This window comes from Halalkalicoccus paucihalophilus (assembly GCF_001593955.1).
Taxonomy (GTDB): domain Archaea; phylum Halobacteriota; class Halobacteria; order Halobacteriales; family Halalkalicoccaceae; genus Halalkalicoccus; species Halalkalicoccus paucihalophilus.
In genome coordinates this window covers 530,086-554,013 of sequence record NZ_LTAZ01000001.1, presented here as the reverse complement: position 1 = coordinate 554,013, position 23,928 = coordinate 530,086, and the positions used below count along the sequence as shown (strand labels likewise).

Here is a 23,928-nt window from a genome sequence, read left to right as displayed (position 1 = left end):
AGTCGGGTTCGTTTTTGTCCTCGCTGATGAGGCGAACGACCTCTTCGGTGAGTCCTTTTTCGGAGCGGAAGGCGGATCGCTCCTCGTTTTTGTGGTCGAAGCGCTCCTGGTTTTTCGTGAGTTCTTCCGAGCTCATGGTTCTATCTCGACGTAGGAAACGAACGCGTAAGAACCTGTGCCCGCTCCTGCCGTCTCGAAACCGATTGGGGTTACGTCCCGGCGTTTCCACCAGGCGGGTACGGGGGAAACACCGAAGCCGGTTCCGACCCATTCTCCGGTGTCGATGCACCGGACCACCGTGATCGACGCCGTCTTCCGGGGGCTCCGTGATGCGCTCGCCGCCAGCCGTTCGCTCCCGAACGCCGTCTACTACCGTCTCGCGGGGCTCAACTACCGCTACCGAGCGATAGCGACAGAAAAGCGGGTGCGCGACGAATCGTTTCGCAGCTACGAACTCTACGACCGCCACGGGAACGACTGGCTGCTCGCGGCGCTGTTGGACCGCTGTCGCGACGGCGACGTGGTCGTCGACGTCGGCGCAAACACCGGCGTTTATGCCCTCTCGGTCGCCGCCGAGTACCCCGAATCGACCGTCGTGGCGCTCGAACCGAACCCCCGGATCGCCGAGACGCTCCGGGCGAACGTCGCCGTGAGCGGGTTCGACGAGCGGATCCGCTCGCTCGAAGTGGGCCTCGGAGCCGAGGACGGTTCGCTACCCTTCCATCGCTCCTCGTATCACGAGTTGAGTTCGTTCAACCGGTTCAACGCCGAACGCTTCGGTGCCCGTGTCGTCGACATCGAGGAGGTCCCGATCCGGACGCTCGACTCGCTCGTCGACGGGGGTGAGGTTCCACCGCCGGACCATCTCAAGGTAGACGTCGAGGGGTTCGGCCTCGACGTCCTCCGGGGCGCACGCGAGGTCCTCGCGACCCACCGGCCGTTCGTCTACGTCGAGCCCCACGCCCGAAACGAGGGCGAATCCGACGACCGCGGCGAGGCCGCGGCCGGGATCAGGGACCTGCTCGTCACGGAACGCTACACGATCATCCCCGGCGAGGACGGCTGGGTTTGCATCCCGGAGGAATCCCGTGAGTGACGCCTACGCGGGGCGAACGCTCCGGCGGCTCCGCGTTCGTTGGTTGATCGTCGCGGCACTCGCGGCGGTCGCGACCGCGCTCTCGTTCGGCGGGCTTCGCCTGCTACTGACCGACGACCTCGCGCGCCGGTGGCTCCTCCTTACGGTTCCCGTCCTCGCGTACGAACTCGCGTTGCTCTGGCGATTCCTCCCCCGGAACCGGGACGACGAACGTTTGTTGCCCTCGCTCGGCCCCGGAACGCTTCTCACCGTCGCTCGGGGCGTCCTCATCGCGTTTCTCGCCGGCTTCCTCCTCCTGCCCCGACCGACCGAATCGCTCGTCTGGCTACCCGCCGTCCTCTACGGGACGGCCGCACTCGCCGATTACATCGACGGGACGATCGCCCGATTGACCGACCACACCACGACGCTGGGCGCGCGTCTGGACACCGAGTTCGACGCGCTGGGTATTCTGATCGCGCCGCTTCTGGCCGTGGTCTACGGCCAACTCCCGCTCTGGTATCTCTCGGCCAGCGCCGCGCGCTACCTGTTCGTCCTCGGGATCGCGCTTCGTCGCCGGCGTGGGCTCCCCGTCCTCTCGCTCCCGCCCCGACGGAGTCGCCGCCTCCTTGCGGGTCTCCAGATGGCCTTTCTCTCCGTCGTCCTCTCGCCGGTCGTCTCTCCGCCGGCCACGACCGTCGCCGCCGTCCTCGTCGCGGTCCCCTTCGTCGTCGGGTTCGTCCGCGACTGGCTCTACGTCTCCGGTCGACTCGGAACGTGACCGCTCGGCGAACCGACCCAAGAACAATGACCCGTTCGCCCCTACCTGTCGACATGACCGTTCATCCGCCGGCGTCCGATCCCGACCCCGCTTGCGAGGGGCGACCATGACCGCCCGCGCGGTGTCGTTTCACGCCCCCGAGGAGGTCCGCATCGAGGAGCGCCTCGTCCCGAACCCCGATCCGGGCGAGGTACTCGTCGAGACCGCGTGTTCGGGGATCAGCCCCGGCACCGAACTCCTGCTCTATCGGGGCGACGCCCCCGCGGACCTCCCGGCCGACGAGACCATCCCGTCGCTCGCTGGCGGTCTCGACTACCCGATCTCGTATGGCTACGCCGCCGTCGGCCGGGTGATCGAAACCACCGAGAACGTCGAGGACGGCTGGCTCGGCAAGCGGGTGTTCGCCTTTCACCCCCACACGAGCCATTTCTGTATCGACCCCGCGGAACTCCAGTGTGTTCCTGACGACCTCTCCGACGCCGAGGCGACCCTGCTGCCGAACGTCGAGGCCGCGATAAACGTCGCGATGGACGCCGCGCCGGTCGTCGGCGAGCGGGCGGTCGTCCTCGGACAGGGAATCCTCGGCCTGCTCACGACCGCGATCCTCGCCGATCACCCCCTCGCGGCACTCTACACGGTCGATCGCTACCGTCTCCGTCGGGAGCGTTCGCGCGCCCTCGGTGCCGACGAGTCGGTTCCACCCGACGCCGAAACTGGCCTTCGCGATGCCCTCTCCGGTCCGCATCGCGAGGGTGCGGACTTCGCGGTCGAACTCTCGGGCAACCCCGCGGCACTCGACGCCGCCATCGACGCGACCGGCTACGACGGGCGGGTGCTGGTAGGGTCGTGGTACGGGAACAAGCGCGCGAGCCTCGATCTCGGCGGACGGTTTCATCGGAGTCGGATCGGAATCGAGAGCACGCAGGTCAGCACGATCGACCCCCCGCTTCGGGGTCGCTGGGGCAAGGCCCGACGGCTCGCCCTCGCGTGGGATCGTCTGAACGATCTCGATACCGAGGCGCTCCTCACACATCGTCTGCCCGTCGAGGAGGCCCCCGAAGCCTACCGCCTGCTCGCAGAGCGCCCCGAGGAGGCGATCGGGGCCGTGTTGACCTACGATCCATGACCGGGTTTCAGGCGTACCTGCGCGCGAAACGGTCCATCGACGACCGCGCGCTCGACCGCCGCGTGCTCGACCGACTCCGCGAGCAACTCCCGTCGGGGCCCCTCGAAGTGCTCGAGATCGGCGCGGGCGTCGGCACCGGGATCACCCGCCTGCTCGACTGGGGCGTCCTCCCCGCGCGCGTCGACTACACCGCGATCGACAACCGACCCGAAAACGTCGACGCCGCCCGCGAACGGCTCCTCGACGCGGGGTTTTCGGAAGACGGCGAGCGCCTCGTCCGTGACGAGATCACGGCCCACCTCGTTACCGGCGACGGCTTCGACGTGCTCGATAGGGAGTACGACCTGCTGGTCGCACAGGCCTTTCTCGACCTCGTGGACCTCGATAATGCGCTTCCAGCCCTCCTCGACGCGCTCTCCCCAAACGGCCTCGCGTACTTCCCGATCACCTTCGACGGGGAGACGATCTTCGAGCCTGCCCACCCGCTCGACGACCGGGTACTCGGGGCGTACCACCGCGACATGGATCGGGAGGGCAGCAGCGAAACGGGCCGACGGCTCCTCGCGGCGGTCCCAGACGCGGGCGGCGAGGTCCTCGCGGCCGGAAGTTCTGATTGGGTCGTCTACCCTCCCTACAGCGGGGACGAACGGGTCTTTCTCGCTCACATCCTCGATACGGTCGAGGGGGCACTCGCGGACGAGGGGATCGACGGACTCGAAGAATGGCTCGCCGCACGCCGCGAACAGTTCGAGGGCGGCGAACTGATCTACATCGCCCACCAACTCGACGTCCTCTGTCGTGGTTAGGCCGCCGCCTCGATCGCGCGCCCCAGGTCTGCGACGATGTCCGCGGGGTCCTCGATCCCGACCGAGATCCTGATCAGGTCGTCGGTGACGCCGCTCGCGAGCTTCTCCTCGGCCGAGAGTTGCTGATGCGTCGTCGAGGCGGGGTGGATGATCAGCGTCTTGGCGTCGCCGACGTTCGCGAGCATGCTCGCGAGTTCGACCTCGTTACAGACCGTCTGCCCGGCGTCATAGCCGTTTTCGAGGCCGAAGGTGATCATCCCGCCGTAACCCCCATCGAGATACTCGCTTGCGGCCCCGTGGGTCTCGTGGCTCTCGAGGCCGGGGTAGTTCACCCAATCGACCGCGGGATTGTTCTCTAAGGCTTCGGCGACGACCTGTGCGTTCTCGCAGTGTTTCTCCATCCTGAGGGGAAGGGACTCGAGCTTCTGGAGGGTGACCCAGGCGTCGAACGGCGACTGCTGGTTGCCCAGATCCCGCAGCCCGCGGGCACGCGCGGCGTAGGCAAAGGCGGCCTCGCCGAAGGTTTCCCGGAAGTTCAACCCGTGATACGCGGGGTTGGGTTCGGTGATCTCCGGGTAGTCTCCCGACTCCCACTCGAAGCTGCCGCCGTCGACGAGGATGCCGCCGACCGTCGAGCCCGCGCCGTGGAGCCACTTGGTGGTCGAGTTCCAGACCAGGTCCGCGCCGTGTTCGATGGGCCGGCACAGATAGGGTGTCGCGAACGTGTTGTCGACGAACAGCGGGACGTCATGGTTGTGGGCGATCTCGCTTACTCGCTCGATATCCGGGGTCACGAGCGCGGGGTTGCCGATGGTTTCGAGGTGGACGTAGGCGGTGTCCTCGTCGATCGCTTCCTCGTACCCTTCATAATCGAGCGTGTCGACGAAGCGCGTCTCGACCCCGCGTTTCTCGACGGTATGGGTCAGGTAGGTGTAGGTGCCACCGTACAGTGCCGACGCGCTGACGATGTTGTCGCCAGCCTCCGCGAGGATGAACGTCGCCAGATCGAAGGCGGCCATCCCCGAGGACGTCGCGAGTGCCGCGACACCGCCCTCCAGCGAGGCGAGGCGCTTTTCGAGCATCGCGTTGGTCGGGTTCATGATCCGCGAGTAGATGTTGCCCGCCTCCTCTAAGGCGAACAGCCGTGCGGCGTGGTCCGTGTCCTCGAACTCGTAGGAGGTGGTCTGGTAGATCGGCGGTGCGCGCGCCCCGGTCGATTCGTCGGGTTCCTGTCCGGCGTGGACGCTTCGGGTCGCGAACTCCTCCGTGTTTTCGTCTGCCATGTGTACGATGTGAACAGTCCCTGCGGTAAAACCTACCTATTAATCGCCCCGCTCCGATCTGCCCGTATGTCCCGCGTCAGCGAGTTCAACGACGAGTACGACCTCGAACTGGATCCGGAGCGCCGGATGCTCGATATCGAAAGCGAAACGGGCGAACTCGCAAAGGAGCTGCTGAAAGCCAGCGAGTACGGCGAACGGGAGGTCGAGACGACCCAAGAGCTACGGGACGAGTTCGGCGACGCCTACTACTCGCTGCTCTCACTGGCAGCGGAGTGCGGGATCGACCCCGAGGAGGCGCTCGAATCGAGCCTGGCGAAGTACCGCGAGCGCTTCGATTCCTCGAACTCCGTCGGCTCGGGCGAGTAGTCGTCTACCCGTCCGCGAGCGTCCAGACCGTACAGTCCGCACCCGTTTCCGTGTCCCGTTCGGCCACGCGCTCGAAGATCGATTCGAGGACGTCGGCCGCCTCTTCGACCGGAACCCCGCGGTCCATCCCCTCCAACTGGCCGAGTGCGAACTCCGCGCCGGTCCCCCGCGCGGCGACTTCCTCGTCGAGTTCACCGCCCGCGCCGTCGATCGCGCGCATCCGGGCGGTCCCGTCAGTATCGCGGGCGGCGACGACCGCCTCGACGCCGGTTTCGTTCGCAAGCTCGCTCGCGAGGCGCGAGAGCGGATCGATCCGGATCGGCGAGCCCTGTTCGGTCCCGCGCTGGCGGACCTCGGTGTCGAGCTTGCGACCGAACGTCTGGATCGAGCCGGTCTCGCCCGTCGCGACCGTACCGGCCTCCGGGCCGTCGAACGCGAAGAGTTTCTCGACGCTCTCGCTTCTGACCGTACTCCCGTCCGTCGCGCGTTTATCGGCCGCGAGCGCGACGCCGTCCGCCAGTCGGATTCCGACGATTGTGCCCATATGAGCGGAAACGGCCGCCCGCCACAAGAACGTTGGTCCGCGCACCGATCCGAATGGCTCAATTCTTATAACCTCCCACACGCGAGGGAAGACATGTACCGACCACGAGGTGGGCGTCGGTGAGCGACGCCCGCGCACACACCGTCCGGCTCGAACTCACGGACGAGCCGGGCGAGCTGTTGAACGCGCTGCGACCGATCGCCGACAACGGCGGCAACCTGCTGTCGATCTACCACGAGCGGGGCAACCTCACCCCGCGCGGGCGGATCCCCGTCGAGGTCGACTTGGAGTGTGCCCCCGAACGCTTCTCGGGTATCGTCGAAGCCCTCAGGGAAGCCGGCATCAACGTCATCCAAGCCGGCGAGGAGCGCTACGCCGAGGCGGTCTCGGTGATCCTCGTCGGCCCGCTCATCGAGACGGACCTCTCCGATACCCTCCGCTGGTTCGAGGAGTGTGCGAACCTCTCCGTACTGGACTTCTCGTTGTCGGCCCCGGAGGACGACCGCCCGAGTGCCCGGCTCCGGCTGGCCGCCGAGGCCGGTGGCGTCGCGGACGCGCTCTCGCGGGTTCGTGATCTGGCCGCGAAAAAGGAGCTGCTCGTGATCGAACCGCAGCTCGATCGGGGGGCCGAGGCGTGAGGCTCGCCGTTATCGGCGCCGGCGCGGTCGGGCGCTCGGTGCTCGATCTGGCGGGCGAGTACGGCCACTCGGTGGTGGCGATCGCGGATTCCGAAAGCGCCGCGATCGACCCCGAGGGGCTGGACTCCGAGACGGTGCTGGCTCGGAAGGACGAGGAGGGACGGGTGGGATCGGCCGACCCCGACGAGGCGATCGACGCCGAGTACGACGCGCTCGTCGAGGCAACGCCCACGACGCTGGGCGACGCCGAACCGGGCTTCTCACACGCTCTGGGTGCGCTCGAACGCGACCGCCACGTCGTGCTCGCGAACAAGGGCCCCGTCGCCGAACGCTACGGCGACCTGCGCGCGGCAGAGCGCGCGAGCACGGGCGAGGTGCGATTCGAGGCGACAGTCGGAGGAGCGATCCCCGCGATCTCGACGATCGAGGACTTCGGCCCCGACCACATCACCGCCGCCCGCGGGGTACTCAACGGCACCGCGAACTTCATCCTCACGCGGATGGCCGCCGAGGGCCTCGACTACGAACACGTGCTGGCCGAAGCTCAGGACCTCGGGGTGGCAGAAGCCGACCCCTCATTCGACGTGCAGGGGACCGACGCCGCGCTCAAGTGCGTGATCATGGCGAACGTCCTCTCGGGGAACGGCGAGTTCACGCTCGCCGACGCCGAGGTCGAGGGGATCGAGGACGTTCCGGGGAGTGCGCTCGAACTCGCCGCCGAGGACGGCCGAACGGTCAGACTGATCGGCGAGGCGACCCGTGAGGGGGTCCGGGTCGGTCCGCGGCTGATCCCCGAACACGGCACGCTCGCGGTCTCGGGCACCAGAAACATCGTCCAGATCGAGACGACCCATGCGGGACGGTTGAATCTCAGCGGGCGCGGCGCGGGCGGGCCCGAGACCGCCACGGCGGTGCTCTCGGACGTCGGACGACTGGGCTGATCGGTCGCCCGGACGTGTCTGTGGCCATCGCAAGCCGGGTGACTATTCGCTCGCTCCCCATTATCTCCGACCAATGAGTCCGAGTCTCGGGGAGGCGAAGTCGTTCGGGCGGGCGGTCGCGCGGGAGGTCAGCGAGGAGAACGTCACGTTCATGGCCGGCAGCATCGCCTATCAGGCGTTCGTCTCGCTGATCCCGCTGCTCGCGTTGCTTTTTCTGGCCGTCGCGGTCGTTGGCGACCAGTCGCTCGCAAACGAGATCACCGGTTACACCCAGTCGTACCTCCCGGCGAGCGCCCAGAGCCTGCTCGACGGCTACATCGCGGGTGAGGCCGGCAGCTCCGCCGGTGGTGCGGGCGTCATCGGGGCCGTTACCCTGATCTGGGGGACGCTCAAGATCTTCCGCGGGCTCGATACGGCATTCTCGGAGATCTACGACACCGTCGAGGACAACTCGTTTCTCGACCAGCTCGTCGACGGGCTCGTCGTCCTCGGCACCATCGGTGGGGCGGTCCTCGGTGCCGTCGTCGCGACGACGGCCTTCGCGGCCCTTCCGGAGATCCCCTTCATAGGGCTGCTCAACCCGCTGGTGTTGGTGGTCGGGCTGACTGTCGTCTTCTACCCGATGTACTCCCGGTTCCCGGATGTCGAGGGGCTGACCCCGAAACAGGTCCTCCCCGGCGTGGTCGTCGCGGCGGTCGGCTGGGCGCTGTTGCAGGCGCTGTTTCAGGTCTATATCGGCTACGCCGGCGGCGGATCGACCAGCGGGTCGGACGTGATCGGCGCGATCCTCCTGTTGTTGACGTGGCTGTATTTCAGCGGGCTCGTCCTCCTGCTCGGGGCGGTCGTCAACGCGGTCATCGCCGGGCGAGCCGCCGATTCGGCGGACGCGTCCCCGGACGATTCCGAGGCGATCCACGCGAAGGCGCGGGCGCTCCGCCGCGAACGAGAGCGCCTCGACCGGCGCCACGCCGAGATCACCCGCGAGCGCTCCGAGACGGACGCCAGCGCTCGGGCCGACCGGAGCGGACGAGAGGACGCCGAGGCGGTGCGCCGGCGAAACCGGTTGCTTCTCGACCGGCTCCGGTGGTACGAAAAGCCGGTCTGGAAGCGGGGCCTCCTGCGGGCGCTTGGCTACCGGCCGCGGTAGGCGCTCACCGTGCGGGTCGTTGGCAGGAATCGCCCGAGGGCGGGCGTTTCGGGCGGGTAGCGTATCGAAATCGTTTTATGAGCAACTGACGAAAACCCCTGTATAAGCGCCATTGCGCGTGAGACATCCATGAGCGACAAACCACACCAGAACCTGGCCATCATCGGCCACGTCGACCACGGGAAGAGCACGCTCGTCGGGCGACTGCTGTACGAAACCGGCAGCGTACCGGAGCACGTCATCGAGCAGCATCGCGAGGAGGCAGAGGAGAAGGGCAAGGGCGGCTTCGAGTTCGCCTACGTCATGGACAACCTCGCCGAGGAGCGAGAGCGCGGTGTCACCATCGACATCGCCCATCAGGAGTTCGACACCGACGAGTACTACTTCACCATCGTCGACTGTCCGGGCCACCGTGACTTCGTCAAGAACATGATCACGGGCGCGTCCCAGGCGGACAACGCCGTCCTCGTCGTCGCCGCTGACGACGGCGTCGCACCCCAGACCCAGGAACACGTCTTCCTGGCCCGAACACTGGGGATCAACGAGCTGATCGTCGGGGTCAACAAGATGGACCTCGTCGACTACTCCGAGGGCGACTACAAGGAGGTCGTCGAGGAGGTCAAGCAGCTCCTGAACCAGGTCCGCTTCGACACCGACGACGCCGAGTTCATCCCGATCTCGGCGTTCGAGGGCGACAACATCGCCGAGCGCTCGGACAACACCGACTGGTACGACGGCAAGATCCTGCTCGAGGCCCTCAACGGCCTCGAAGCACCGCAGCCGCCGACGGACGCGCCGCTGCGCTTGCCCATCCAGGACGTCTACACCATCTCGGGTATCGGCACGGTGCCGGTCGGACGCGTCGAGACCGGGATCCTCGAGACGGGCATGAACGTCTCGTTCCAGCCCAGCGACGTCGGCGGCGAGGTCAAGACCGTCGAGATGCATCACGAGGAGGTCCCCAAGGCAGAACCCGGCGACAACGTCGGGTTCAACGTCCGCGGCATCGGCAAGGACGACATCCGCCGCGGGGACGTCTGTGGCCCCGCCGAGGACCCGCCGAGCGTCGCCGAGACGTTCAAGGCCCAGATCGTCGTGATGCAGCACCCCTCGGTGATCACCGCGGGTTACACGCCCGTGTTCCACGCCCACACCGCACAGGTCGCCTGTACGATCGAGGCGATCGACCAGAAGATCGACCCCGCCTCGGGCGAGGTCGAGGAGGAGAACCCGGACTTCATCCAGTCGGGCGACGCCGCGGTCGTCACCGTTCGACCACAGAAGCCCCTCAGCATCGAGCCGTCCTCGGAGATCCCCGAACTCGGGAGCTTCGCAGTGCGTGACATGGGCCAGACCATCGCGGCCGGTCGGGTCCTCGAGGTCAACGAGAAATAAACGATGCAACAGGCACGCGTCAGACTCGCCGGCACGAGTCCGAACGACCTCGACAGCATCTGCGACGACGTTCGCGAGATCGCCGATAAGACCGGCGTCGCGGTGTCGGGTCCGATCCCGCTCCCGACGAAAACGCTCGAAGTTCCAGCACGGAAATCGCCTGACGGCGAGGGGACCGCGACGTGGGAGCACTGGGAGATGCGTGTCCACAAGCGCCTGATCGACCTCGACGCCGACGAGCGCGCGCTCAGACAGCTCATGCGCATTCAGGTTCCCAACGACGTCTCCATCGAGATCGTTCTCGAGGACTGAGCACCTCTCAGGTGCGCGAATCGAAGACCACGTCCTTCGGAACCAACGACTGGAAACCGACTCCGTTTTCGTGTTTTTTACCCGGTAGCGACTGCCGTCGTCGACCGTATCCATTTTTCTTCGGCCGCTCCTACATCCCCGTATGAGCGGCCGACGCGGGAGCCCGACGATAGAGACGCTGTTCGTCTTCGGCGTCGTCTTCGCCCTCCAGACGGCCGTCAGCCTCGTCGGTCTGATGGCGTTCTTCTTCGTGCTCGCACCGCCAGTCGAAGTCAGGCCGTGGACGCTAGTGACGAGCGTGTACGCCCACGGCGGGACGGCCCACCTCCTCGCGAACTCGTTTGCCCTGCTCGTGTTCGGGCTGCTGGTCGAACGCCGCACCACTCGTTTTCGATTCCACGCCTTCTTCGTCACCACGGGGATCCTCGCCGGGGTCGCCCAGATCACGCTGGGGAGCCTCGTGGGTCCCGCGCAGGGCGTACTGGGCGCGAGCGGCGCGATCTTCGCGCTGATGGGCTACGTGCTGGCGGGTAACGTCGTCTCGGCGACACTGCTCGATCGATTCAGGCTGAGCGGACGACTCCAACTCGTGCTGTTCGTCGTCTTCGCGGCCGTCGTGACGCTCGCTACGGGTGCGCCCGGCGTCGCGCTGATCGCCCATTTCACGGGGTTGGTACTCGGGCTGCTCGCCGGACGGGCGGGGATCCTCGATGTCCGAAACGGAAGGCACAAATAACTCCGACCGGTAGCAGGGAGTGCGGGCTCGTAGATCAGTGGTAGATCGCTTCCTTCGCAAGGAAGAGGCCCTGGGTTCAAATCCCAGCGAGTCCACTCACTCGATACGCTCGCTCGTGGGACTCCCAGCGAGTCTATTTCTCTTCGTCTCACTTCGTTCATCACCGGCGGCTCTACCGGTCTCCAGCGGGACTGAAGGTCCCTTCCAGCAAGTCCATTGATTTTCGCCGCGAGCAAACGCACGAGCGTCGAATCTATTACGCGAGCCGGGATTTGAACAGGGAGCAACTTCGCTGCGACCGAGTTCAACCCCACGAATCCATAACTACTCGGATATATCACGTTTCGTTCACCGGATCCCCGGCGAGCGGCGAGTCCGATCCACGATTCCCGTCATGAGCGATCACCCGATCCCGACCGCAGGAGGCGAGATACCCGGTGAAACCGACAGCGGGCGTCCCGATCCTCCCTCGTTTATATCACAGCCTCAAGAAACTACCTATCAGTTAACAACTATAAATTCTATGATTAAAAACACGTAATATATATTCTCACAACATATAACGAAACAATCGCAAAAGCCAGCCGAGCGGCGCGGGGTCGTGCGGTGCGGTCGATCCGGGGACGGCGGGACGAGTCTCGTTCACCGTCGCTCCCCTTTCGTGCGGACAAAACCATGATGAAAGAACTCAAACGGAAGCTCTCGGCCCCCTTCAGCGGCGAAGCGGACCGTGGCGTATCGCCCGTGATCGGCGCCATCCTGATGGTCGCCATCACCGTGATCCTCGCGGCAGTCATCGGCGCGTTCGTCCTCGGACTCGGGAACGGACTCGGAGAGGGTAGCGGACCACAGGCTCAATTGAGCATTAGCGGTGATGCTGACAATGTAACTATTTCCCATAACGGTGGTGACACAATAGAAAACGCTGAATTGAAGGGCAGTGCTATTGGTGAAGGTACTGTAACTGTAACCAATGGAACTATCACTGAATTTAGTCTCTCTGCAGGGGATAGTATTGATGTTGCAGGAGATGGTCTCAGTGCTGGGACGCTCAACGTCGTCGTCGGTGATAACGTAATCGCCTCTTATGAGGTTCCAGAGACTTCGACGTAATAAACACTCTACAAATCTAATCGGAATATTACTTCACTATATTACTTGTTTTGTTTACTAGTTTCGCCCAGCACCGACTTCAACGCGGTAGAGAGTTCCTCGAACCGGTCGATGTCCATCGAGTCGGTCGTCACCCAGACGCCGTGGCCGCCCGCGATGACGCGGGTCAGAAAGCCGTGTTCGAACATCCGGATCGTCGCCTGATATTCGCCCAACTGGGTGTTCCGATAGGCCGACTGGGAGCGAAACCCCATGCGCTCGTGTTCGGCGAACCCGATGAGGTCGGCGGTTCGGTCGAGGTCCGAGCGCAGGTAGATCTGCCCGACGCTCTCCTCGGTGAAGTGGGTGATGCTTCGCAGTTCGTCGCCGACGACGGTCCGACACACGCTTAGCAGTTCGTCCGCGAGTTGTGGGTCGATCTCGCTTTCCTCTTCCATGTCCCTACTACCGACCGCGAGACGCAATAGTGTGATTGTGTCTCGGTTGACACCTGCTCCCGTCCTCCCTGCTACCCGTCCCGTGCCCCTGTCCTCAACGATCGTTTAACAAATTTCACTGTTCTTAATTTCAACATAAGTATATATCTGTCAATCATCCAGAATATGTCAGTGATCCGTTAGACTTTTAACCCGTGCCCGCATATTAACTCGTGTATGAGTAAAGCAGAGAACTACAAGCTGCTCGCACAGGACGCGAAGAAATGGGCCGAGAAGAAGGTCAACGGTAGCGAACGCCACTACTGAACCGCTGGCGCTTTCCTCCACTCCTCCCGGTAGAACGCCCGACCGGGCCGGTCCCGCGGTTTTCGTTTTTCCTCCCGATTCGACCCCGTGAGAGTCCCGTCTCCGCCCGAGACAGGAGGCCGTCTCCCCTCATCGAGTCCAATCGAAGCCGCTGACGGGGAACGGTGTCCTCCCGGCGGTCTAGTCCGATCCGTTGGAGACGGTCACGGAGCGATCCGGCGGACCGACTCTTGCTCGGAACCGACCACGGCAGCCACCACCGTCCGGCGATCAACTCGGCGACGTCTCGCCCCCCGCCGTCCGCTCACGGTATGACGTACCGTTCGCACGGTCCTCGGGACCTCGTCGCTCGTGTCTCGGGGGTTTCCCGCGCTGCGCTCAGTCGGTCTCGTCCTCTTCTACGACTTCGATCCCGCGGTTGTTCACCGCGTTGGGGTCCAGTCCGACCTCTTCGAGGAACTGTTTGTACTCGCGCTCGCACCGCTCTGCGGCCTTCTGTCGGTCGGAGGCCCGGTCACAGAGCGCCACGAGGTCCTCGGGCACGTCGTTGGTGTGGACGATCCAGTGGTTGATGAGGTCAGACAGGCGTCGGATGGGGCTGGTGAAGTGCCCGTAGATCTCGAAGTTGAGCGCGTGGTGCCCGCCGAAGGGGTCGTTCATGTACCGGGCGCGGGGCATCACCTTCATCACCGCCCACTGGATCTTGCCCAGTTGCCGTTCGGGGGCTTCCTCGAGGGTGGCGTTGACCGCCTTCCGGGGGTCGTCCCACGCCTCGCCCGGGATCGACACCCCGTCGAGCTCTTGGATCTCCTGAAGCGCCTTGTCCCATTCGTCGGGGCTGGGCTGGGGGTGGACGCGGTACATGGCCTCGACGCCGCGACCCCACATCAGCTCGTGGGTCACGGCCTTGTTCGCCTTCAGCATGCACTCCTCGATGATGGTGTGAGCCCGGTCCCGACTCGGATTCAGCACCAACGAACCGTCCGCCTTTCGCTGCTCGTGCATCCGGTCGGCCAGTTCGTAGACGAGCCCACACTCCTCGTGAAGCGGCGAATCGGGGTCTTCGAGGCGTTTCTCGGCCTGCGCGTAGGTCAGGCGTTCGTCCGACTCGATCACCGACTTGTAGATCTCGATCTCGTCGTAACCCAGGTTCTCCTTGCCGAGGTGCATCTCGACGGTGTGCGCCAGTCGGTCCTCGTTCGGGACCAGAGAACAGACCGTCTCGGCGAGCGTCGGCGGCAGCATGTGGACCGTGTAGGCCGGCAGGTAGACCGTGTTGGCCCGCTCCACAGCGGAAGACCACATTGAGGTCTCGGGAGTCACATAATGAGTCACGTCGGCGATGTGGACCCACAGGACGTACTCCTCCTCGCGTTCTTCGATCGAGATGGCGTCGTCGAAGTCTTGGGCGTCGATCGGGTCGGTCGTCCACGTGGTGAGATCACGCAGATCGCGCCGTTCGTCGACCTCGGACCGGATCTCGCTTTGGATGTCTTCGGTACGGGTCTCCGCTTCCTCCATCACCTCCGGTGGGAACTCGTCGGGGATCTCGAATTTCTCGAACAGTTCCTCGCGTTTGTTCTCGAGGTGGCGTGCGAGTTCCTCGTCGATCTCGACGGGGCCTTGGCCCTCGACGGTGCCCGCTTCCGACTGGGCGTCGCTCATCGAGCGGCCTCCTGATCGGTCATGCCCGCGTCTATGAGCGAAAGAAAAGTATAGGTGTCGCCTACCGCTCGCGCTCGTGTTCGGAGAGCGACCCGTAGCGCTCGTCGACGAGCGCACAGTACCACGAGAGGAACTCGTCTTGGGGATGGTGCCCGGCGTTGATCTCGACGAGCAACCCCTCCAACTCCGCGCGCGGCTGGTGACAGAGCCCGCGATAACAGTCCTTACAGAGGTGTTCGAACTCCTTTCCGTCGCGGTCCCAGCGGTCGCCGTACTTGTCGTATTCGCGTGCGTCGGACCTGTTGACGGCGGTTCCGCAGGCGATACAGGTGACCGTCCGTTGGCCCTGTTTGCGGGGGCCCCACATACCCGCATAGATGGCGGGGGGTCACTTAGCACTTTTCGCGCGATATCCGAGAGATCCGGCGTCCCCTGTCGCCGGCGTTTAGTGTGCGATGTGCCATTCCCGAGGCGATGGCTTCGACCGAGGAGTTCGAAACGCTTCGCGAGCGGGCGAGCGAGGGGCTGGACGAGGAGGACGTGATCTCGCTGTACGTCGGCCTCGTCCGCGAGGACCGGCAGGACGCCTACTACTTCGCCAACGACGTCGACGAGGAGGACCTCCAGGAGATGGCCGTCCGACAGCTAAGCATGCTCACCCGGGTGCTCGCGAGCCAGTCCGAACTGGACGTCGAGGAGGTCACGGAACTGGCCGCCGAGCACGCCCAGGACCTGGACCTGGGGCCCTGAGGAACCGATCGTTTATTGGGTCGCCCCGAGAGATCCCCGACATGGAGATCAGATCCCGCCACCACCTGCGCAACGACGAGGTTCGGGACCTCGAAGCCGCCCTCTCGGAGGGTCTCGGTGTCTCCCTCGACGGCGACACCTACGAACTCGTCGAACTCGCCGACAGTCCCTTCGACCTCGTGTTGGTCGACGGCCGACCCGACGCCTGCTACTACGAGGACGACCCGTTTCTCACGGTTCGCGGCGCGAACGAACACACCCCACAACGCGGGGTCGTCACCGTCGATACGGGCGCGATCTCCTTCGTCTCGGACGGTGCGGACGTGATGCGTCCGGGGATCGTCGAGGCCGACGAGGGGATCGAGGCCGGCGATCTGGTCGCCGTCGCCGAGGAGTCCCACGGCAAGGTGCTCGCGATCGGGCGCGCGAAGACCGACGGAACCGAGATGGTCGGCGATTCGGGGAAGGTGATCGAGTCGATCCACCACGTCGGCGACGACCTCTATACCTTCGCCGTCTGAGGCGGTTCGGACCGTTCGCGGGGCGGGTTCGGGTGTCCTCACGCCCGTCTGACGTAAGAACTATACGCGCACGGGCGGACCCACGCCTATGGGGTTTATGGACAAGCTGCTCGGCGAACAGGGCTCCCATCGCCGAGGGCGAAGCGTCGAGGACTACGTCGAGGTCGACGTCGGCGACATCGAAGCGGCCCCCGACGAGGCGGGCACGAAGGTACACATCGCGGAGATCGACGGCCAGCGCGATCTCATCGCGATCAAGGACGCCATCTACGACGGCGACATCGTCGTTGCCGACATCGTTCGGCTCCGCACGAGCGACAGCACGGTCGAACACATCATCGACGAACTCCGGCAGGTCGCCCACGAGGTAAACGGCGACATCGTCCAGAAGGGCGACGACCAGATCATCGTCACGCCGACGGGCGTCTCGGTCAACCGGAGCAAACTCGGCCGATAATCAGAAGCCCCGCCCGCCTTCGCTCCGGTCGATACCCATGATGCTTTCGGGCTGATCGATTCCGAAGCTCTCGCCGGCGTCGGGCGCCCTGACTGTAATCTCCTCGATCTCGGGCCACTGGAGCAGTTCGGCCTCGATGTTGCCCGTGGTGATCTCGCTGACCCCACAGCCCCGACAGCCACCGCCGAGTTCGATGATGGTCTCGCCGCCGGGGTCGGCTTTCCTCACGGCGCTGGTCCCGCCGTGCATCTGGATGATCGGCATCTGTTTTGCGAGCCAGGTTTCGACCTTCGACCTGAGGGCCTCCTCGGTCTCCGCGACCTCGGACTCGCCGGTGTCGATACTCATTGTCACCTGTAGACCCCGAGAACTCGAAAGGGTTTGGGTTGGTCGCGGCTTCGAAGGCGGGCCCCGATCACCGGTGGCGCCTGCACCGATACCGACATAGGAACTTACCCCCGGATCCGCGTCCGATCACCGGTACCGGCGGTCATCGCGCTCGCGATGGCCCCGTGGAGCACCACGTCGTCGCCGAGCGTCGTCAACTCGATCTGGGGGATGTTGATGAAAACCATCTCCTCTAGCTTCTCCCGGATGGGATCGAGGGTGAGTTCGGGGTTGTTGATCGCGACCGCACCGCCGACGTAGACCACGAGCGGGGCATACGCGTGGACGATGTTGGCGACGCCCATCGCGTTCCAGTGGCCGACCTGCTCGATGACGTATCGGGCGAACTCGTCGTTTTCGGCGTTCTCGAAGACGTCCACCGCAGAGAAATCGGGGTCCTCGATCGGGAGAACGGTGTCCATCCCCTGTGCGTCCTGGTACAGCAGGCGGGCGTACCGGGGGATGTTGTTGCCCGAGCAGTAGGCCTCCCAGTGGCCGTCGTGCCCACACCCACACGTTCTGAGGCCTTCGGGGTCGATCGTCATGTGGCCGACCTCGCCGGCGTTGCCGTCCCAGCCCAAGAGCACGTTCCCGTCGACACAGACCCCCGCGCCGATCCCCGACGAAATGGTGAGATAGACCATGTCGTCGGGGTTCCTATCGGAGTGAAAGCGCTCGCCGATGACGCCCGCGATGGTGTCGTTGTGGAGGTACACCTTCTCGGAGTCGATGAGCTTTTCGATGGGGCCGGTCAGCGGGATCGTCTCCACCGTATCGGGGAGGTTCGCGGGGTTCTCGATGGTACCCGACGCCAGATCGAACGGGCCGAAACTGCCGATCCCCGCCGCCTCGACCGCCCGAGGATCGACGTCCCCCTTCCCGCAGGCCTCCCGAAGCGTGCGCAGGACGGCCTCGGTGACGTCGATCCCCGTCGGGCCCCGTGGGGTGTCCCGGCGCGCAATGGCCAGTATCTCGGCGCCGTCGTCCGCGACCGCCGCCCGGATGTTCGTCGCCCCGAGGTCCACGCCGGCGTAGTACATTCTCGTTTCAGGAAACGACCGGCCCGGCACTTAACTGCATAGATTCGGCTGACTGGCCAACCGAGACACCATGCACACTCCGGGTCTGTCTTTATCCGGCCCGCTACCGTCTCCCCGGTATGGCACACGACGACCGTACCCAGCCGACCGAGGGCGACACCGGAAAGGCCGTTATCGACTCAACCGGTGAGGAGATCGGCATCGTCAGCGCCGTCGAGGGCGGGACGATCCACGTCGAGACCGACCCCGGTCTCACCGGCAACATCAAAGCGACGCTGGGATGGGGCGACACAGAGGGTACCCAGTCCGTCGAACCGGTCCACGTCTCGGAGATCACCGACGACGCCGTCCACCTCGGGGCCACCGACTCCACCGTGACGGACGTCGACGACGCCGAGTACGGGGAGAGGTCCGATACCACGCCCGATCCGACGGCCGAGACGGGCACCGGAACCGGCCACGAGGACGCCTCGACCGACAGGGACGACCTCCCACTCGAGGAGCGCCGGGACGACCCGATAGACGGGGACCTCTCGGGTGACGAGACCGCAGCGGAGATGGACGACGCGGGCGATCCGACCACCGATCGAACGACCGGCGAGACAGGCAGGGACGAACGGGGCGTCCCGTCCGGCGAGGACGACCCTGCGGGCGACGCCGTGGGCGGAATGGACGGTCGGGACGCCAATGAGCGGCCACCGGGTGCGGAGGACTCGGCGGGTCGCGACGACGTTCAGGACGCCCAACTCGACGAGCTACGCGGTACGGAGGACGTCCAGGACCCGGTTCCCGAGGAGCCACGAGACACCGAGGACATCCGCGAAAACGCCGAGGAACTGGACCCCGAATCGGATGCCGACCCCGAGGACCAGCCGTCGTCGGCCGAAGCCACGACCCGCGGGGCCGAGGAGGACGCCGACCTCGGTCGTGACGACGATCCCGACGAGCGATCGAGCTAGTCCCGGACGAACGTGACCGGACAGGGCGCAGAGAGCATCACTTCCTGGGCGGTGCTGCCGAAGACGGCCTTGCCGGTGGGACTCCGGCGTCGTCCGCCGACGATGACCCGATCTGCGTCGACCGCCTTCGCGAGGTCGACGATCGCCTCGCCGCGGTCCCCGACCTCGCCGCGGATCTCGTAGTCGATGTCCACGGCGTCGAGCGACTGGGCGACCGTTCGGGTCGTGACGTGCCGGGCGGCGACGTCGCTGGGATCGGGGTTCACGCTCGCCTCGAAGTCGAGGCGCTCGACCACCTCGTCGAACTCCTGGTCGCTGAACACGTGCGAGAGTACGACGTGCGCCCCGGTCGGTTTCGCGATCTCGATCGCGGTTTCGGCGAGTCGTTTCGCTCTGTCCTCGTCCTCCTGGCCGACCGCCAGAACGATCGTTTCGATGGCCATGCCGGTCGTACACACCCCTCCATTATAAACGTGGGTCGCCATCGCCAAGGGCTATGGGGCGTTCGGTTCAATCGGGGATATGATCGAACCCGACCTCGAGGGCCATACCGTTCTGGTCACCGGCAGCGCGAAGGGACTGGGCCGCGCGCTCACCCTCGCGTGCGCAAAGCGGGGCGCGGACGTGGCCGTCCACTACCACACCAGCGGGGACGACGCCAACGAGATCGCAGAGCAGGCTCGACGAGAGGGCGTCGAGGCGACGACCGTTCGCGGTGACGTGACCGACCCCGAGGCCGTCGAGGGGCTGTTCGAGGCGATCGAGGCGGAGCTGGGACCGGTCGATGTTCTCGTCAACAACGTCGGCGCGTTCGCACCCGAACACTGGGCGGAGATGGACTTCGAGACGTGGCAAACGGTCATGGAGACGAACGTCACCGGCACGTACCTCTGTTCGAGACGCGCGCTGTCGGGAATGCGCGAGGCGGGTTGGGGGCGGATCGTCAACGTCGGCTACGCCTCCGCCGAGAAGGGACTGATCAACCCGAAGAACGCGCCCTACTTCATGGCCAAATCGAGCGTCCTGATGTTCACCCGGATGCTCGCCGCCGACACGAGCGAACAGGGGATCACCGCCAACGCCGTCTCGCCGTACGTCATCGAGAACAGCGACGAGTTCCCCGAGGACCTCCCGCGGGGCCGACCCGCGGGCTTCGAGGACGTGATTCAGGCCGTCTTTACGTTCCTCGAGGAGGGAAGCGGCTACATCAGCGGCACGAACCTCGAGGTCTCGGGCGGGTGGCTCCCCGAGGACGTCTGAGCCGCCGCCTGCGGCCGTTCCCACCGACCGCGCCACACGAGTTATACCCGCGCCGGACGAAGGCGACGGCGTATGGCTACCATGCCGGATGTGAGTCGTGACTCGCCGGTATCGGGGGTGAATCACTCGTGGGTGACCTGACGGGGCTGTTCTCACCCGATCGGATCGCGGTGATCGGAGCGACCCCCAGAGACGGGTCGGTCGGCCACGCCATCACGTCGAACCTGCTCGCGAGCTTCGACGGCGAGGTCGTCGGCGTCAACCCGAATTACGAGGCGGTACTCGGTGTCGATTGCGTCGACTCCCTCGGGGAGGCGGGCGATCCCGATCTCGCGGTGGTGGTCGTCCCTCCCGACATCGCGATCGCCGCCGTCCGCGAGGCCGGCGAGAGTGGGGTAAAAAACGTCGTCGTGATCACCGCCGGCTTCGCCGAGACCGGAAGCGAAGGAGCGACCCGCGAACGGGAGTTGCGCGAGGCCGCACGCGAGTACGACCTGAACCTCGTCGGGCCCAACAGTCTGGGCGTGATGAGCACCCCCGTTGGACTGAACGCCACCTTCGGCCCGGACGACGCTCTCGACGGCAATCTCTCGTTTATGAGCCAGTCGGGGGCCTTTATCACGGCGGTCGTCGACTGGGCCAACGATCAGGGGATCGGCTTCAAGGACGTCGTCTCGCTGGGGAACAAAGCGGTACTGGACGAGGGCGACTTCGTCGAGGCGTGGAATCGGGACGAGGAGACGGACGTGATCATCGGCTACCTCGAGGGGATCGACGAGGGCCGTGAGTTCATCGAGACGGCCCGCGAGGTCACACGGAACACGCCGGTCGTGCTCGTCAAGTCCGGGCGCACGGACGCGGGCGCGCAGGCCGCCTCATCCCATACGGGGACCATTGCCGGTTCGGAACGAGCGTACGAGGCGGGTCTGGAGCAGGCAGGCGTCCTCCGGGCCGAATCGGTACAGGAGCTGTTCGATTCGGCCCAGATGCTCGCGAACCAACCACTACCGGACTCCGAAACGGTGGCCGTCATCACCAACGCGGGCGGCCCCGGCGTGATGTCGACGGACGCGGTCGGCGATTCCCGGCTCTCGATGGCCGCCTTTTCGGAGGGCACCCTCGAGAGCTTCCGCGAGTCGCTCCCGGCGGAGGGGAACGTCTACAACCCCGTCGACATCGTCGGTGACGCCGACGTCGAGCGCTTCGCGGGCGCGCTCGATACGGCGCTCGGGGATCCGAACGTCGGGATGGCCCTCGTCCTCTCGGCCCCGACCGCAGTATTGGATTACGAGGAACTCGCCGAGGCGACCGTCGAGTTGCGCGAGGAACACGGCAAGCCGGTCGCGGCCTGCTTCATGGGCGGCGAACGGGTCGCGCCCGCGGCCGAACTGCTCCGGGAGGCCGGTATCCCCAACTACTTCGACCCCGCCCGCGCGGTCGAGAGCCTCGATTCGCTCGCGGAGTACCGCGAGATCAGAGGACGGGAGTACGACGACCCCGCCGAGTTCGACGTCGACCGCGAGCGAGTCAGGGAGTTGCTCGATCGCGCCGACGGGCGAGGGGACAACCGGATCGGCGTCGAGGCGATGGGGATTCTGGAGGCCTACGGTATTCCAATCCCGGCGGGCGAGGTCGTCTCCGATCCCGCCGAGGCCGAACGCGTTGCCGAGAAAATCGGCGAGGCGGTCGTCATGAAGATCGTCTCGCCCGACATCATGCACAAGTCCGACATCGGCGGGGTGAAAGTCGGCGTCGCCCGCGAGGACGTCTACGACGCCTACGAGGACCTCGTGACCCGCGCGCGCAATTACCAGCCCGACGCGACCCTGCTGGGTGTGCAGGTTCAGGAGATGCTCGATCTCGATTCCGGGGTCGAGACCATCGTCGGGATGAACCGCGACCCGCAGTTCGGCCCGCTACTGCTCTTCGGCCTCGGCGGGATCTTCGTCGAGACCCTGGAGGACGTGACCTTCCGTGTCGCACCCGTGGGCGGGAGCGAGGCGACGGCGATGATCGACGAGATCGACGCCGCGCCCCTGTTGCGGGGTGCACGCGGGCGCGAGCCCGTCGACGAGGCGAGCGTGATCGAGACGATCCAGCGCCTCTCGCAGCTCGTGTGTGACTTCCCCGAGATCGTGGAACTGGACATCAACCCGCTGGTCGTCACCCCTGACGGGGCGACGGCCATCGACATCGCCCTCACCGTAGAGCAATGACCCGAACCGTACTCATCACCGGCACCGAGGACAGCACAGGAAAGACCGCCATCGCGCTCGCGCTCGGCAAGCGGGCACGGGCGGCCGGAAAGAGCGTCGGCTACATGAAGCCGAAGGGGACCCGCCTGCAGAGCAACGTCGGGAAGACGATCGACGAGGACCCCATGCTCGCACGGGAGGTCCTCGGCCTCGATGCGGAGATGCACGAACTCGAGCCGATCGTCTACTCGCCGACCTTCATCGAGGAGGCCATCCGCGGTCGGGAGGACCCCGACGAGCTTCGGGAAACCGTACGTGAGAACTTCGAGGCGCTCTCCGCGGACACGGACCTGATGTTGATCGAGGGTGCGAGCAGCCTCGCGACGGGCGGGATCGTCGACCTCACGGACGCCGACATCGCCGCGTTGCTCGACGCCGAGGTCGTGCTTGTCGCGCCCTACACGAGTGCGGGCGACACCGACGCGATCCTCGCGGCGGCCGACCGACTGGGCGAGCGGCTCTCGGGGGTCGTCTTCAACGCCGTCGCCGACGCGAGTTTCGACTCGCTCGAATCCGACGTCGTCCCCTTCCTCGAGGGGCGGGGGATCCCGGTCCTCGGCGCGCTCCCCCGCACGCGGGAACTCGCGGGTGTCACCGTCGCCGAACTCGCCGAGGAACTCGGTGCACAGGTGCTGACGGGCGTCGCTACCGACGAGTTCGTCGAGCGGTTCCTCGTCGGCGCGATGGGCGGGGACGCGGCGCTCAGGCACTTCCGGCGGGCCCGAAACGCCGCGCTGATCACGGGCGGGGACCGCTCGGACATCCAGACGGTGGCGCTCGAAGCCTCCGGCGTGAAGTGTCTCGTCCTCACGGGCGGACTTCGGCCCTCCGGTGCCGTGATCGGTACAGCCGAGGAGAAGGGTGTCCCGGTCATGGTCGTCCGCTCGGATACGCTCTCGACGATCGACCGTGCGGAGGACGTCGTCAGGCGGGGGCGGACCCGCAGTCCCGAGACGGTCGAGCGGATGGGCGAACTGCTCTCCGAACACGCCGACGTCGAGGCGATCGTCGGCGGCGAGTAGCACCCGGACCCGCTCGCCGCCCCCCTGTTTCGGCCGCTGGCGTGTGCAAGCCTCCGGTAGTTACGTTCTCGCCCCCTCCGTTCTATCGTGACGACGGCATCCATTTCACGCGGCTCGGGATCGCTCCGTCTCATCACCCACGAGGACGGCCAGCCGCTCGATCGCTGGACGTTCGTCCCCGCGGACCTCGACGCCGACGAGCGCTTTACCGCTTGGATCAGCGCCGATCCCGCAACGGTCGTCGACCTCGAGGAGCGCCGGTAGCTACCGCGTTCCCCACGTCACATGCGCCCACACGCGCTCGTAGGCGTAGTACGTCACCGTCTTCAGGAGGTTCGTCGCCACCCCGATGCTGAGCGCCTCGCCGAGACTGCCGGTCACCGCCAGCGCGACGGCCGCCGTGAGCAGGAACATGAACACCCGATAGCAGAGCGTCTTGACGATCACCCGCGAGTGGGCACACAACGCCTGCCGCGAGACCACATCGGCCACGGCCATACGTGATCGATCGTTCGCCCCCATTATACAACTATCGGTAGTTACGTCTATTGAAATCGTAACGTGTCGTGGTTACCTCCGATCCGTGGACCCGCCGTCGCGCCCCGC

The 23,928-nt window shown here is 65.7% G+C and carries 29 protein-coding genes and 1 tRNA gene; 21 read left to right on the top strand and 9 right to left on the bottom strand.

The window, feature by feature from the left end:
• The first annotated feature begins 283 nt into the window (after positions 1–283).
• The 4 genes from HAPAU_RS02965 (at position 284) to HAPAU_RS02950 (ending at position 3,788) form a co-directional block, all read left to right on the top strand.
• Entirely contained in the window at positions 284–1,096 is an 813-nt protein-coding gene (locus tag HAPAU_RS02965) for an FkbM family methyltransferase (RefSeq protein WP_066379339.1), read from the top strand.
• Positions 1,089–1,856 (top strand): CDP-alcohol phosphatidyltransferase family protein, encoded by a 768-nt coding sequence (locus HAPAU_RS02960; protein ID WP_066379337.1) that lies wholly within the window; start codon positions 1,089–1,091, stop codon positions 1,854–1,856. The genes HAPAU_RS02965 and HAPAU_RS02960 overlap by 8 nt, the downstream gene beginning before the upstream one ends.
• Positions 1,857–1,962: 106 nt before the next feature.
• Positions 1,963–2,982, top strand: a complete 1,020-nt coding sequence (locus HAPAU_RS02955; RefSeq protein ID WP_066379335.1) for a zinc-binding dehydrogenase — start codon at positions 1,963–1,965, stop codon at positions 2,980–2,982.
• Positions 2,979–3,788, top strand: a complete 810-nt coding sequence (locus tag HAPAU_RS02950; protein WP_066379332.1) for a methyltransferase domain-containing protein — start codon at positions 2,979–2,981, stop codon at positions 3,786–3,788. Before HAPAU_RS02955 ends, HAPAU_RS02950 begins: the two co-directional genes overlap by 4 nt.
• Here the strand turns inward: HAPAU_RS02950 and HAPAU_RS02945 are convergent.
• A complete protein-coding gene (locus tag HAPAU_RS02945) occupies positions 3,785–5,071 on the bottom strand; it encodes an O-acetylhomoserine aminocarboxypropyltransferase/cysteine synthase family protein (RefSeq protein ID WP_066379330.1) in 1,287 nt (428 codons plus the stop codon). The two genes, HAPAU_RS02950 and HAPAU_RS02945, sit on opposite strands and share 4 nt — an antisense overlap.
• A gap of 66 nt (positions 5,072–5,137) precedes the next feature.
• Here HAPAU_RS02945 and HAPAU_RS02940 point away from each other — a divergent pair, with 66 nt between their 5' ends.
• Positions 5,138–5,437: a MazG nucleotide pyrophosphohydrolase domain-containing protein gene (locus HAPAU_RS02940; protein WP_066379327.1), complete on the top strand. Its 300-nt coding sequence runs from the start codon at positions 5,138–5,140 to the stop codon at positions 5,435–5,437.
• Between the two features lie 4 nt (positions 5,438–5,441).
• On the opposite strand, the gene HAPAU_RS02935 is transcribed toward HAPAU_RS02940, so the two are convergent.
• On the bottom strand, positions 5,442–5,981 hold the full coding sequence (locus HAPAU_RS02935; protein ID WP_066379325.1) for a 20S proteasome subunit A/B: 540 nt from the start codon (positions 5,979–5,981) through the stop codon (positions 5,442–5,444).
• Positions 5,982–6,100: 119 nt separating this feature from the next.
• Between HAPAU_RS02935 and HAPAU_RS02930 the strand changes: the two genes are divergently transcribed.
• From HAPAU_RS02930 to HAPAU_RS02895, 8 genes are all read left to right on the top strand, one after another.
• Positions 6,101–6,619: an amino acid-binding protein gene (locus tag HAPAU_RS02930; RefSeq protein WP_066379323.1), complete on the top strand. Its 519-nt coding sequence runs from the start codon at positions 6,101–6,103 to the stop codon at positions 6,617–6,619.
• Positions 6,616–7,560, top strand: coding sequence for a homoserine dehydrogenase (locus HAPAU_RS02925; protein WP_066379321.1), 945 nt, complete (start codon positions 6,616–6,618; stop codon positions 7,558–7,560). The genes HAPAU_RS02930 and HAPAU_RS02925 overlap by 4 nt, the downstream gene beginning before the upstream one ends.
• Positions 7,561–7,633: 73 nt before the next feature.
• Positions 7,634–8,707 carry a YihY/virulence factor BrkB family protein gene (locus HAPAU_RS02920; RefSeq protein WP_066379318.1) on the top strand — a complete coding sequence of 358 codons (1,074 nt, stop codon included), beginning with the start codon at positions 7,634–7,636 and terminating at the stop codon, positions 8,705–8,707.
• A 129-nt stretch (positions 8,708–8,836) separates the two neighbouring features.
• Positions 8,837–10,102: a translation elongation factor EF-1 subunit alpha gene (tuf, locus tag HAPAU_RS02915; protein WP_066379316.1), complete on the top strand. Its 1,266-nt coding sequence runs from the start codon at positions 8,837–8,839 to the stop codon at positions 10,100–10,102.
• A 3-nt stretch (positions 10,103–10,105) separates the two neighbouring features.
• Positions 10,106–10,414 carry a 30S ribosomal protein S10 gene (rpsJ, locus tag HAPAU_RS02910; RefSeq protein ID WP_066379314.1) on the top strand — a complete coding sequence of 103 codons (309 nt, stop codon included), beginning with the start codon at positions 10,106–10,108 and terminating at the stop codon, positions 10,412–10,414.
• A 142-nt stretch (positions 10,415–10,556) separates the two neighbouring features.
• The gene (locus HAPAU_RS02905) at positions 10,557–11,150 is read left to right on the top strand and encodes a rhomboid family intramembrane serine protease (RefSeq protein ID WP_066379312.1); all 594 of its coding nucleotides are present in this window, start codon (positions 10,557–10,559) and stop codon (positions 11,148–11,150) included.
• Positions 11,151–11,173: 23 nt separating this feature from the next.
• A tRNA-Ala gene (locus HAPAU_RS02900) sits at positions 11,174–11,245 on the top strand.
• Positions 11,246–11,825: 580 nt separating this feature from the next.
• Positions 11,826–12,263 (top strand): type IV pilin, encoded by a 438-nt coding sequence (locus tag HAPAU_RS02895; protein WP_066379310.1) that lies wholly within the window; start codon positions 11,826–11,828, stop codon positions 12,261–12,263.
• A gap of 41 nt (positions 12,264–12,304) precedes the next feature.
• Here HAPAU_RS02895 and HAPAU_RS02890 read toward each other — a convergent pair whose 3' ends face one another.
• The 3 genes from HAPAU_RS02890 to HAPAU_RS02880 all read right to left on the bottom strand — a co-directional run bounded on the left by HAPAU_RS02890 (position 12,305) and on the right by HAPAU_RS02880 (position 15,038).
• Positions 12,305–12,700, bottom strand: coding sequence for a DUF7522 family protein (locus tag HAPAU_RS02890; RefSeq protein WP_066379308.1), 396 nt, complete (start codon positions 12,698–12,700; stop codon positions 12,305–12,307).
• Positions 12,701–13,384: 684 nt separating this feature from the next.
• Complete coding sequence (locus tag HAPAU_RS02885; RefSeq protein WP_066379307.1) at positions 13,385–14,671, bottom strand: RNB domain-containing ribonuclease; 1,287 nt, start codon at positions 14,669–14,671, stop codon at positions 13,385–13,387.
• A gap of 61 nt (positions 14,672–14,732) precedes the next feature.
• A complete protein-coding gene (locus tag HAPAU_RS02880; protein WP_066379304.1) occupies positions 14,733–15,038 on the bottom strand; it encodes a DUF7562 family protein in 306 nt (101 codons plus the stop codon).
• Between the two features lie 107 nt (positions 15,039–15,145).
• On the opposite strand from HAPAU_RS02880, the gene HAPAU_RS02875 reads away from it, so the two are divergent.
• The 3 genes from HAPAU_RS02875 to HAPAU_RS02865 all read left to right on the top strand — a co-directional run bounded on the left by HAPAU_RS02875 (position 15,146) and on the right by HAPAU_RS02865 (position 16,399).
• Positions 15,146–15,421: a hypothetical protein gene (locus tag HAPAU_RS02875; protein WP_066379302.1), complete on the top strand. Its 276-nt coding sequence runs from the start codon at positions 15,146–15,148 to the stop codon at positions 15,419–15,421.
• A gap of 41 nt (positions 15,422–15,462) precedes the next feature.
• A complete protein-coding gene (locus HAPAU_RS02870; RefSeq protein WP_066379299.1) occupies positions 15,463–15,942 on the top strand; it encodes an RNA-binding protein in 480 nt (159 codons plus the stop codon).
• Between the two features lie 88 nt (positions 15,943–16,030).
• Positions 16,031–16,399, top strand: a complete 369-nt coding sequence (locus tag HAPAU_RS02865) for a cell division protein SepF (protein ID WP_066379297.1) — start codon at positions 16,031–16,033, stop codon at positions 16,397–16,399.
• Here HAPAU_RS02865 and HAPAU_RS02860 read toward each other — a convergent pair whose 3' ends face one another.
• Both HAPAU_RS02860 and HAPAU_RS02855 read right to left on the bottom strand, forming a co-directional pair.
• Positions 16,400–16,747 carry a NifU family protein gene (locus HAPAU_RS02860; RefSeq protein WP_066379291.1) on the bottom strand — a complete coding sequence of 116 codons (348 nt, stop codon included), beginning with the start codon at positions 16,745–16,747 and terminating at the stop codon, positions 16,400–16,402.
• 104 nt (positions 16,748–16,851) lie between these two features.
• Entirely contained in the window at positions 16,852–17,826 is a 975-nt protein-coding gene (locus HAPAU_RS02855; protein WP_066379288.1) for an ROK family protein, read from the bottom strand.
• A gap of 119 nt (positions 17,827–17,945) precedes the next feature.
• Between HAPAU_RS02855 and HAPAU_RS02850 the strand changes: the two genes are divergently transcribed.
• On the top strand, positions 17,946–18,785 hold the full coding sequence (locus tag HAPAU_RS02850; protein ID WP_066379285.1) for a hypothetical protein: 840 nt from the start codon (positions 17,946–17,948) through the stop codon (positions 18,783–18,785).
• On the opposite strand, the gene HAPAU_RS02845 is transcribed toward HAPAU_RS02850, so the two are convergent.
• Positions 18,782–19,228 carry a universal stress protein gene (locus tag HAPAU_RS02845; RefSeq protein ID WP_066379283.1) on the bottom strand — a complete coding sequence of 149 codons (447 nt, stop codon included), beginning with the start codon at positions 19,226–19,228 and terminating at the stop codon, positions 18,782–18,784. The genes HAPAU_RS02850 and HAPAU_RS02845 overlap by 4 nt on opposite strands.
• A gap of 79 nt (positions 19,229–19,307) precedes the next feature.
• Between HAPAU_RS02845 and HAPAU_RS02840 the strand changes: the two genes are divergently transcribed.
• The 4 genes from HAPAU_RS02840 to HAPAU_RS21520 all read left to right on the top strand — a co-directional run bounded on the left by HAPAU_RS02840 (position 19,308) and on the right by HAPAU_RS21520 (position 23,586).
• Positions 19,308–20,045, top strand: coding sequence for an SDR family NAD(P)-dependent oxidoreductase (locus tag HAPAU_RS02840; protein ID WP_066379281.1), 738 nt, complete (start codon positions 19,308–19,310; stop codon positions 20,043–20,045).
• Between the two features lie 128 nt (positions 20,046–20,173).
• Positions 20,174–22,261 carry an acetate--CoA ligase family protein gene (locus HAPAU_RS02835; protein ID WP_066379280.1) on the top strand — a complete coding sequence of 696 codons (2,088 nt, stop codon included), beginning with the start codon at positions 20,174–20,176 and terminating at the stop codon, positions 22,259–22,261.
• The gene (locus tag HAPAU_RS02830; protein ID WP_066379278.1) at positions 22,258–23,322 is read left to right on the top strand and encodes a phosphotransacetylase family protein; all 1,065 of its coding nucleotides are present in this window, start codon (positions 22,258–22,260) and stop codon (positions 23,320–23,322) included. Before HAPAU_RS02835 ends, HAPAU_RS02830 begins: the two co-directional genes overlap by 4 nt.
• A gap of 87 nt (positions 23,323–23,409) precedes the next feature.
• Positions 23,410–23,586 carry a DUF7511 domain-containing protein gene (locus HAPAU_RS21520; protein WP_169802610.1) on the top strand — a complete coding sequence of 59 codons (177 nt, stop codon included), beginning with the start codon at positions 23,410–23,412 and terminating at the stop codon, positions 23,584–23,586.
• On the opposite strand, the gene HAPAU_RS02825 is transcribed toward HAPAU_RS21520, so the two are convergent.
• Positions 23,587–23,820, bottom strand: coding sequence for a DUF2061 domain-containing protein (locus HAPAU_RS02825; RefSeq protein ID WP_066379277.1), 234 nt, complete (start codon positions 23,818–23,820; stop codon positions 23,587–23,589).
• Between the last annotated feature and the right edge of the window lie 108 nt (positions 23,821–23,928).

Excerpts from the sequence above, each read along its gene's own strand:
- HAPAU_RS02965 (WP_066379339.1), top strand. The coding sequence starts at position 284 with ATGCACCGGACCACCGTGATCGACGCCGTCTTCCGGGGGCTCCGTGAT.
- HAPAU_RS02955 (WP_066379335.1), top strand. The coding sequence starts at position 1,963 with ATGACCGCCCGCGCGGTGTCGTTTCACGCCCCCGAGGAGGTCCGCATC.
- HAPAU_RS02950 (WP_066379332.1), top strand. The coding sequence starts at position 2,979 with ATGACCGGGTTTCAGGCGTACCTGCGCGCGAAACGGTCCATCGACGAC.
- HAPAU_RS02945 (WP_066379330.1), bottom strand. The coding sequence starts at position 5,071 with ATGGCAGACGAAAACACGGAGGAGTTCGCGACCCGAAGCGTCCACGCC.
- HAPAU_RS02940 (WP_066379327.1), top strand. The coding sequence starts at position 5,138 with ATGTCCCGCGTCAGCGAGTTCAACGACGAGTACGACCTCGAACTGGAT.
- HAPAU_RS02935 (WP_066379325.1), bottom strand. The coding sequence starts at position 5,981 with ATGGGCACAATCGTCGGAATCCGACTGGCGGACGGCGTCGCGCTCGCG.
- HAPAU_RS02920 (WP_066379318.1), top strand. The coding sequence starts at position 7,634 with ATGAGTCCGAGTCTCGGGGAGGCGAAGTCGTTCGGGCGGGCGGTCGCG.
- tuf (WP_066379316.1), top strand. The coding sequence starts at position 8,837 with ATGAGCGACAAACCACACCAGAACCTGGCCATCATCGGCCACGTCGAC.
- rpsJ (WP_066379314.1), top strand. The coding sequence starts at position 10,106 with ATGCAACAGGCACGCGTCAGACTCGCCGGCACGAGTCCGAACGACCTC.
- HAPAU_RS02905 (WP_066379312.1), top strand. The coding sequence starts at position 10,557 with ATGAGCGGCCGACGCGGGAGCCCGACGATAGAGACGCTGTTCGTCTTC.
- HAPAU_RS02895 (WP_066379310.1), top strand. The coding sequence starts at position 11,826 with ATGATGAAAGAACTCAAACGGAAGCTCTCGGCCCCCTTCAGCGGCGAA.
- HAPAU_RS02890 (WP_066379308.1), bottom strand. The coding sequence starts at position 12,700 with ATGGAAGAGGAAAGCGAGATCGACCCACAACTCGCGGACGAACTGCTA.
- HAPAU_RS02885 (WP_066379307.1), bottom strand. The coding sequence starts at position 14,671 with ATGAGCGACGCCCAGTCGGAAGCGGGCACCGTCGAGGGCCAAGGCCCC.
- HAPAU_RS02880 (WP_066379304.1), bottom strand. The coding sequence starts at position 15,038 with ATGTGGGGCCCCCGCAAACAGGGCCAACGGACGGTCACCTGTATCGCC.
- HAPAU_RS02875 (WP_066379302.1), top strand. The coding sequence starts at position 15,146 with ATGGCTTCGACCGAGGAGTTCGAAACGCTTCGCGAGCGGGCGAGCGAG.
- HAPAU_RS02870 (WP_066379299.1), top strand. The coding sequence starts at position 15,463 with ATGGAGATCAGATCCCGCCACCACCTGCGCAACGACGAGGTTCGGGAC.
- HAPAU_RS02865 (WP_066379297.1), top strand. The coding sequence starts at position 16,031 with ATGGGGTTTATGGACAAGCTGCTCGGCGAACAGGGCTCCCATCGCCGA.
- HAPAU_RS02860 (WP_066379291.1), bottom strand. The coding sequence starts at position 16,747 with ATGAGTATCGACACCGGCGAGTCCGAGGTCGCGGAGACCGAGGAGGCC.
- HAPAU_RS02855 (WP_066379288.1), bottom strand. The coding sequence starts at position 17,826 with ATGTACTACGCCGGCGTGGACCTCGGGGCGACGAACATCCGGGCGGCG.
- HAPAU_RS02850 (WP_066379285.1), top strand. The coding sequence starts at position 17,946 with ATGGCACACGACGACCGTACCCAGCCGACCGAGGGCGACACCGGAAAG.
- HAPAU_RS02845 (WP_066379283.1), bottom strand. The coding sequence starts at position 19,228 with ATGGCCATCGAAACGATCGTTCTGGCGGTCGGCCAGGAGGACGAGGAC.
- HAPAU_RS02840 (WP_066379281.1), top strand. The coding sequence starts at position 19,308 with ATGATCGAACCCGACCTCGAGGGCCATACCGTTCTGGTCACCGGCAGC.
- HAPAU_RS02830 (WP_066379278.1), top strand. The coding sequence starts at position 22,258 with ATGACCCGAACCGTACTCATCACCGGCACCGAGGACAGCACAGGAAAG.
- HAPAU_RS02825 (WP_066379277.1), bottom strand. The coding sequence starts at position 23,820 with ATGGCCGTGGCCGATGTGGTCTCGCGGCAGGCGTTGTGTGCCCACTCG.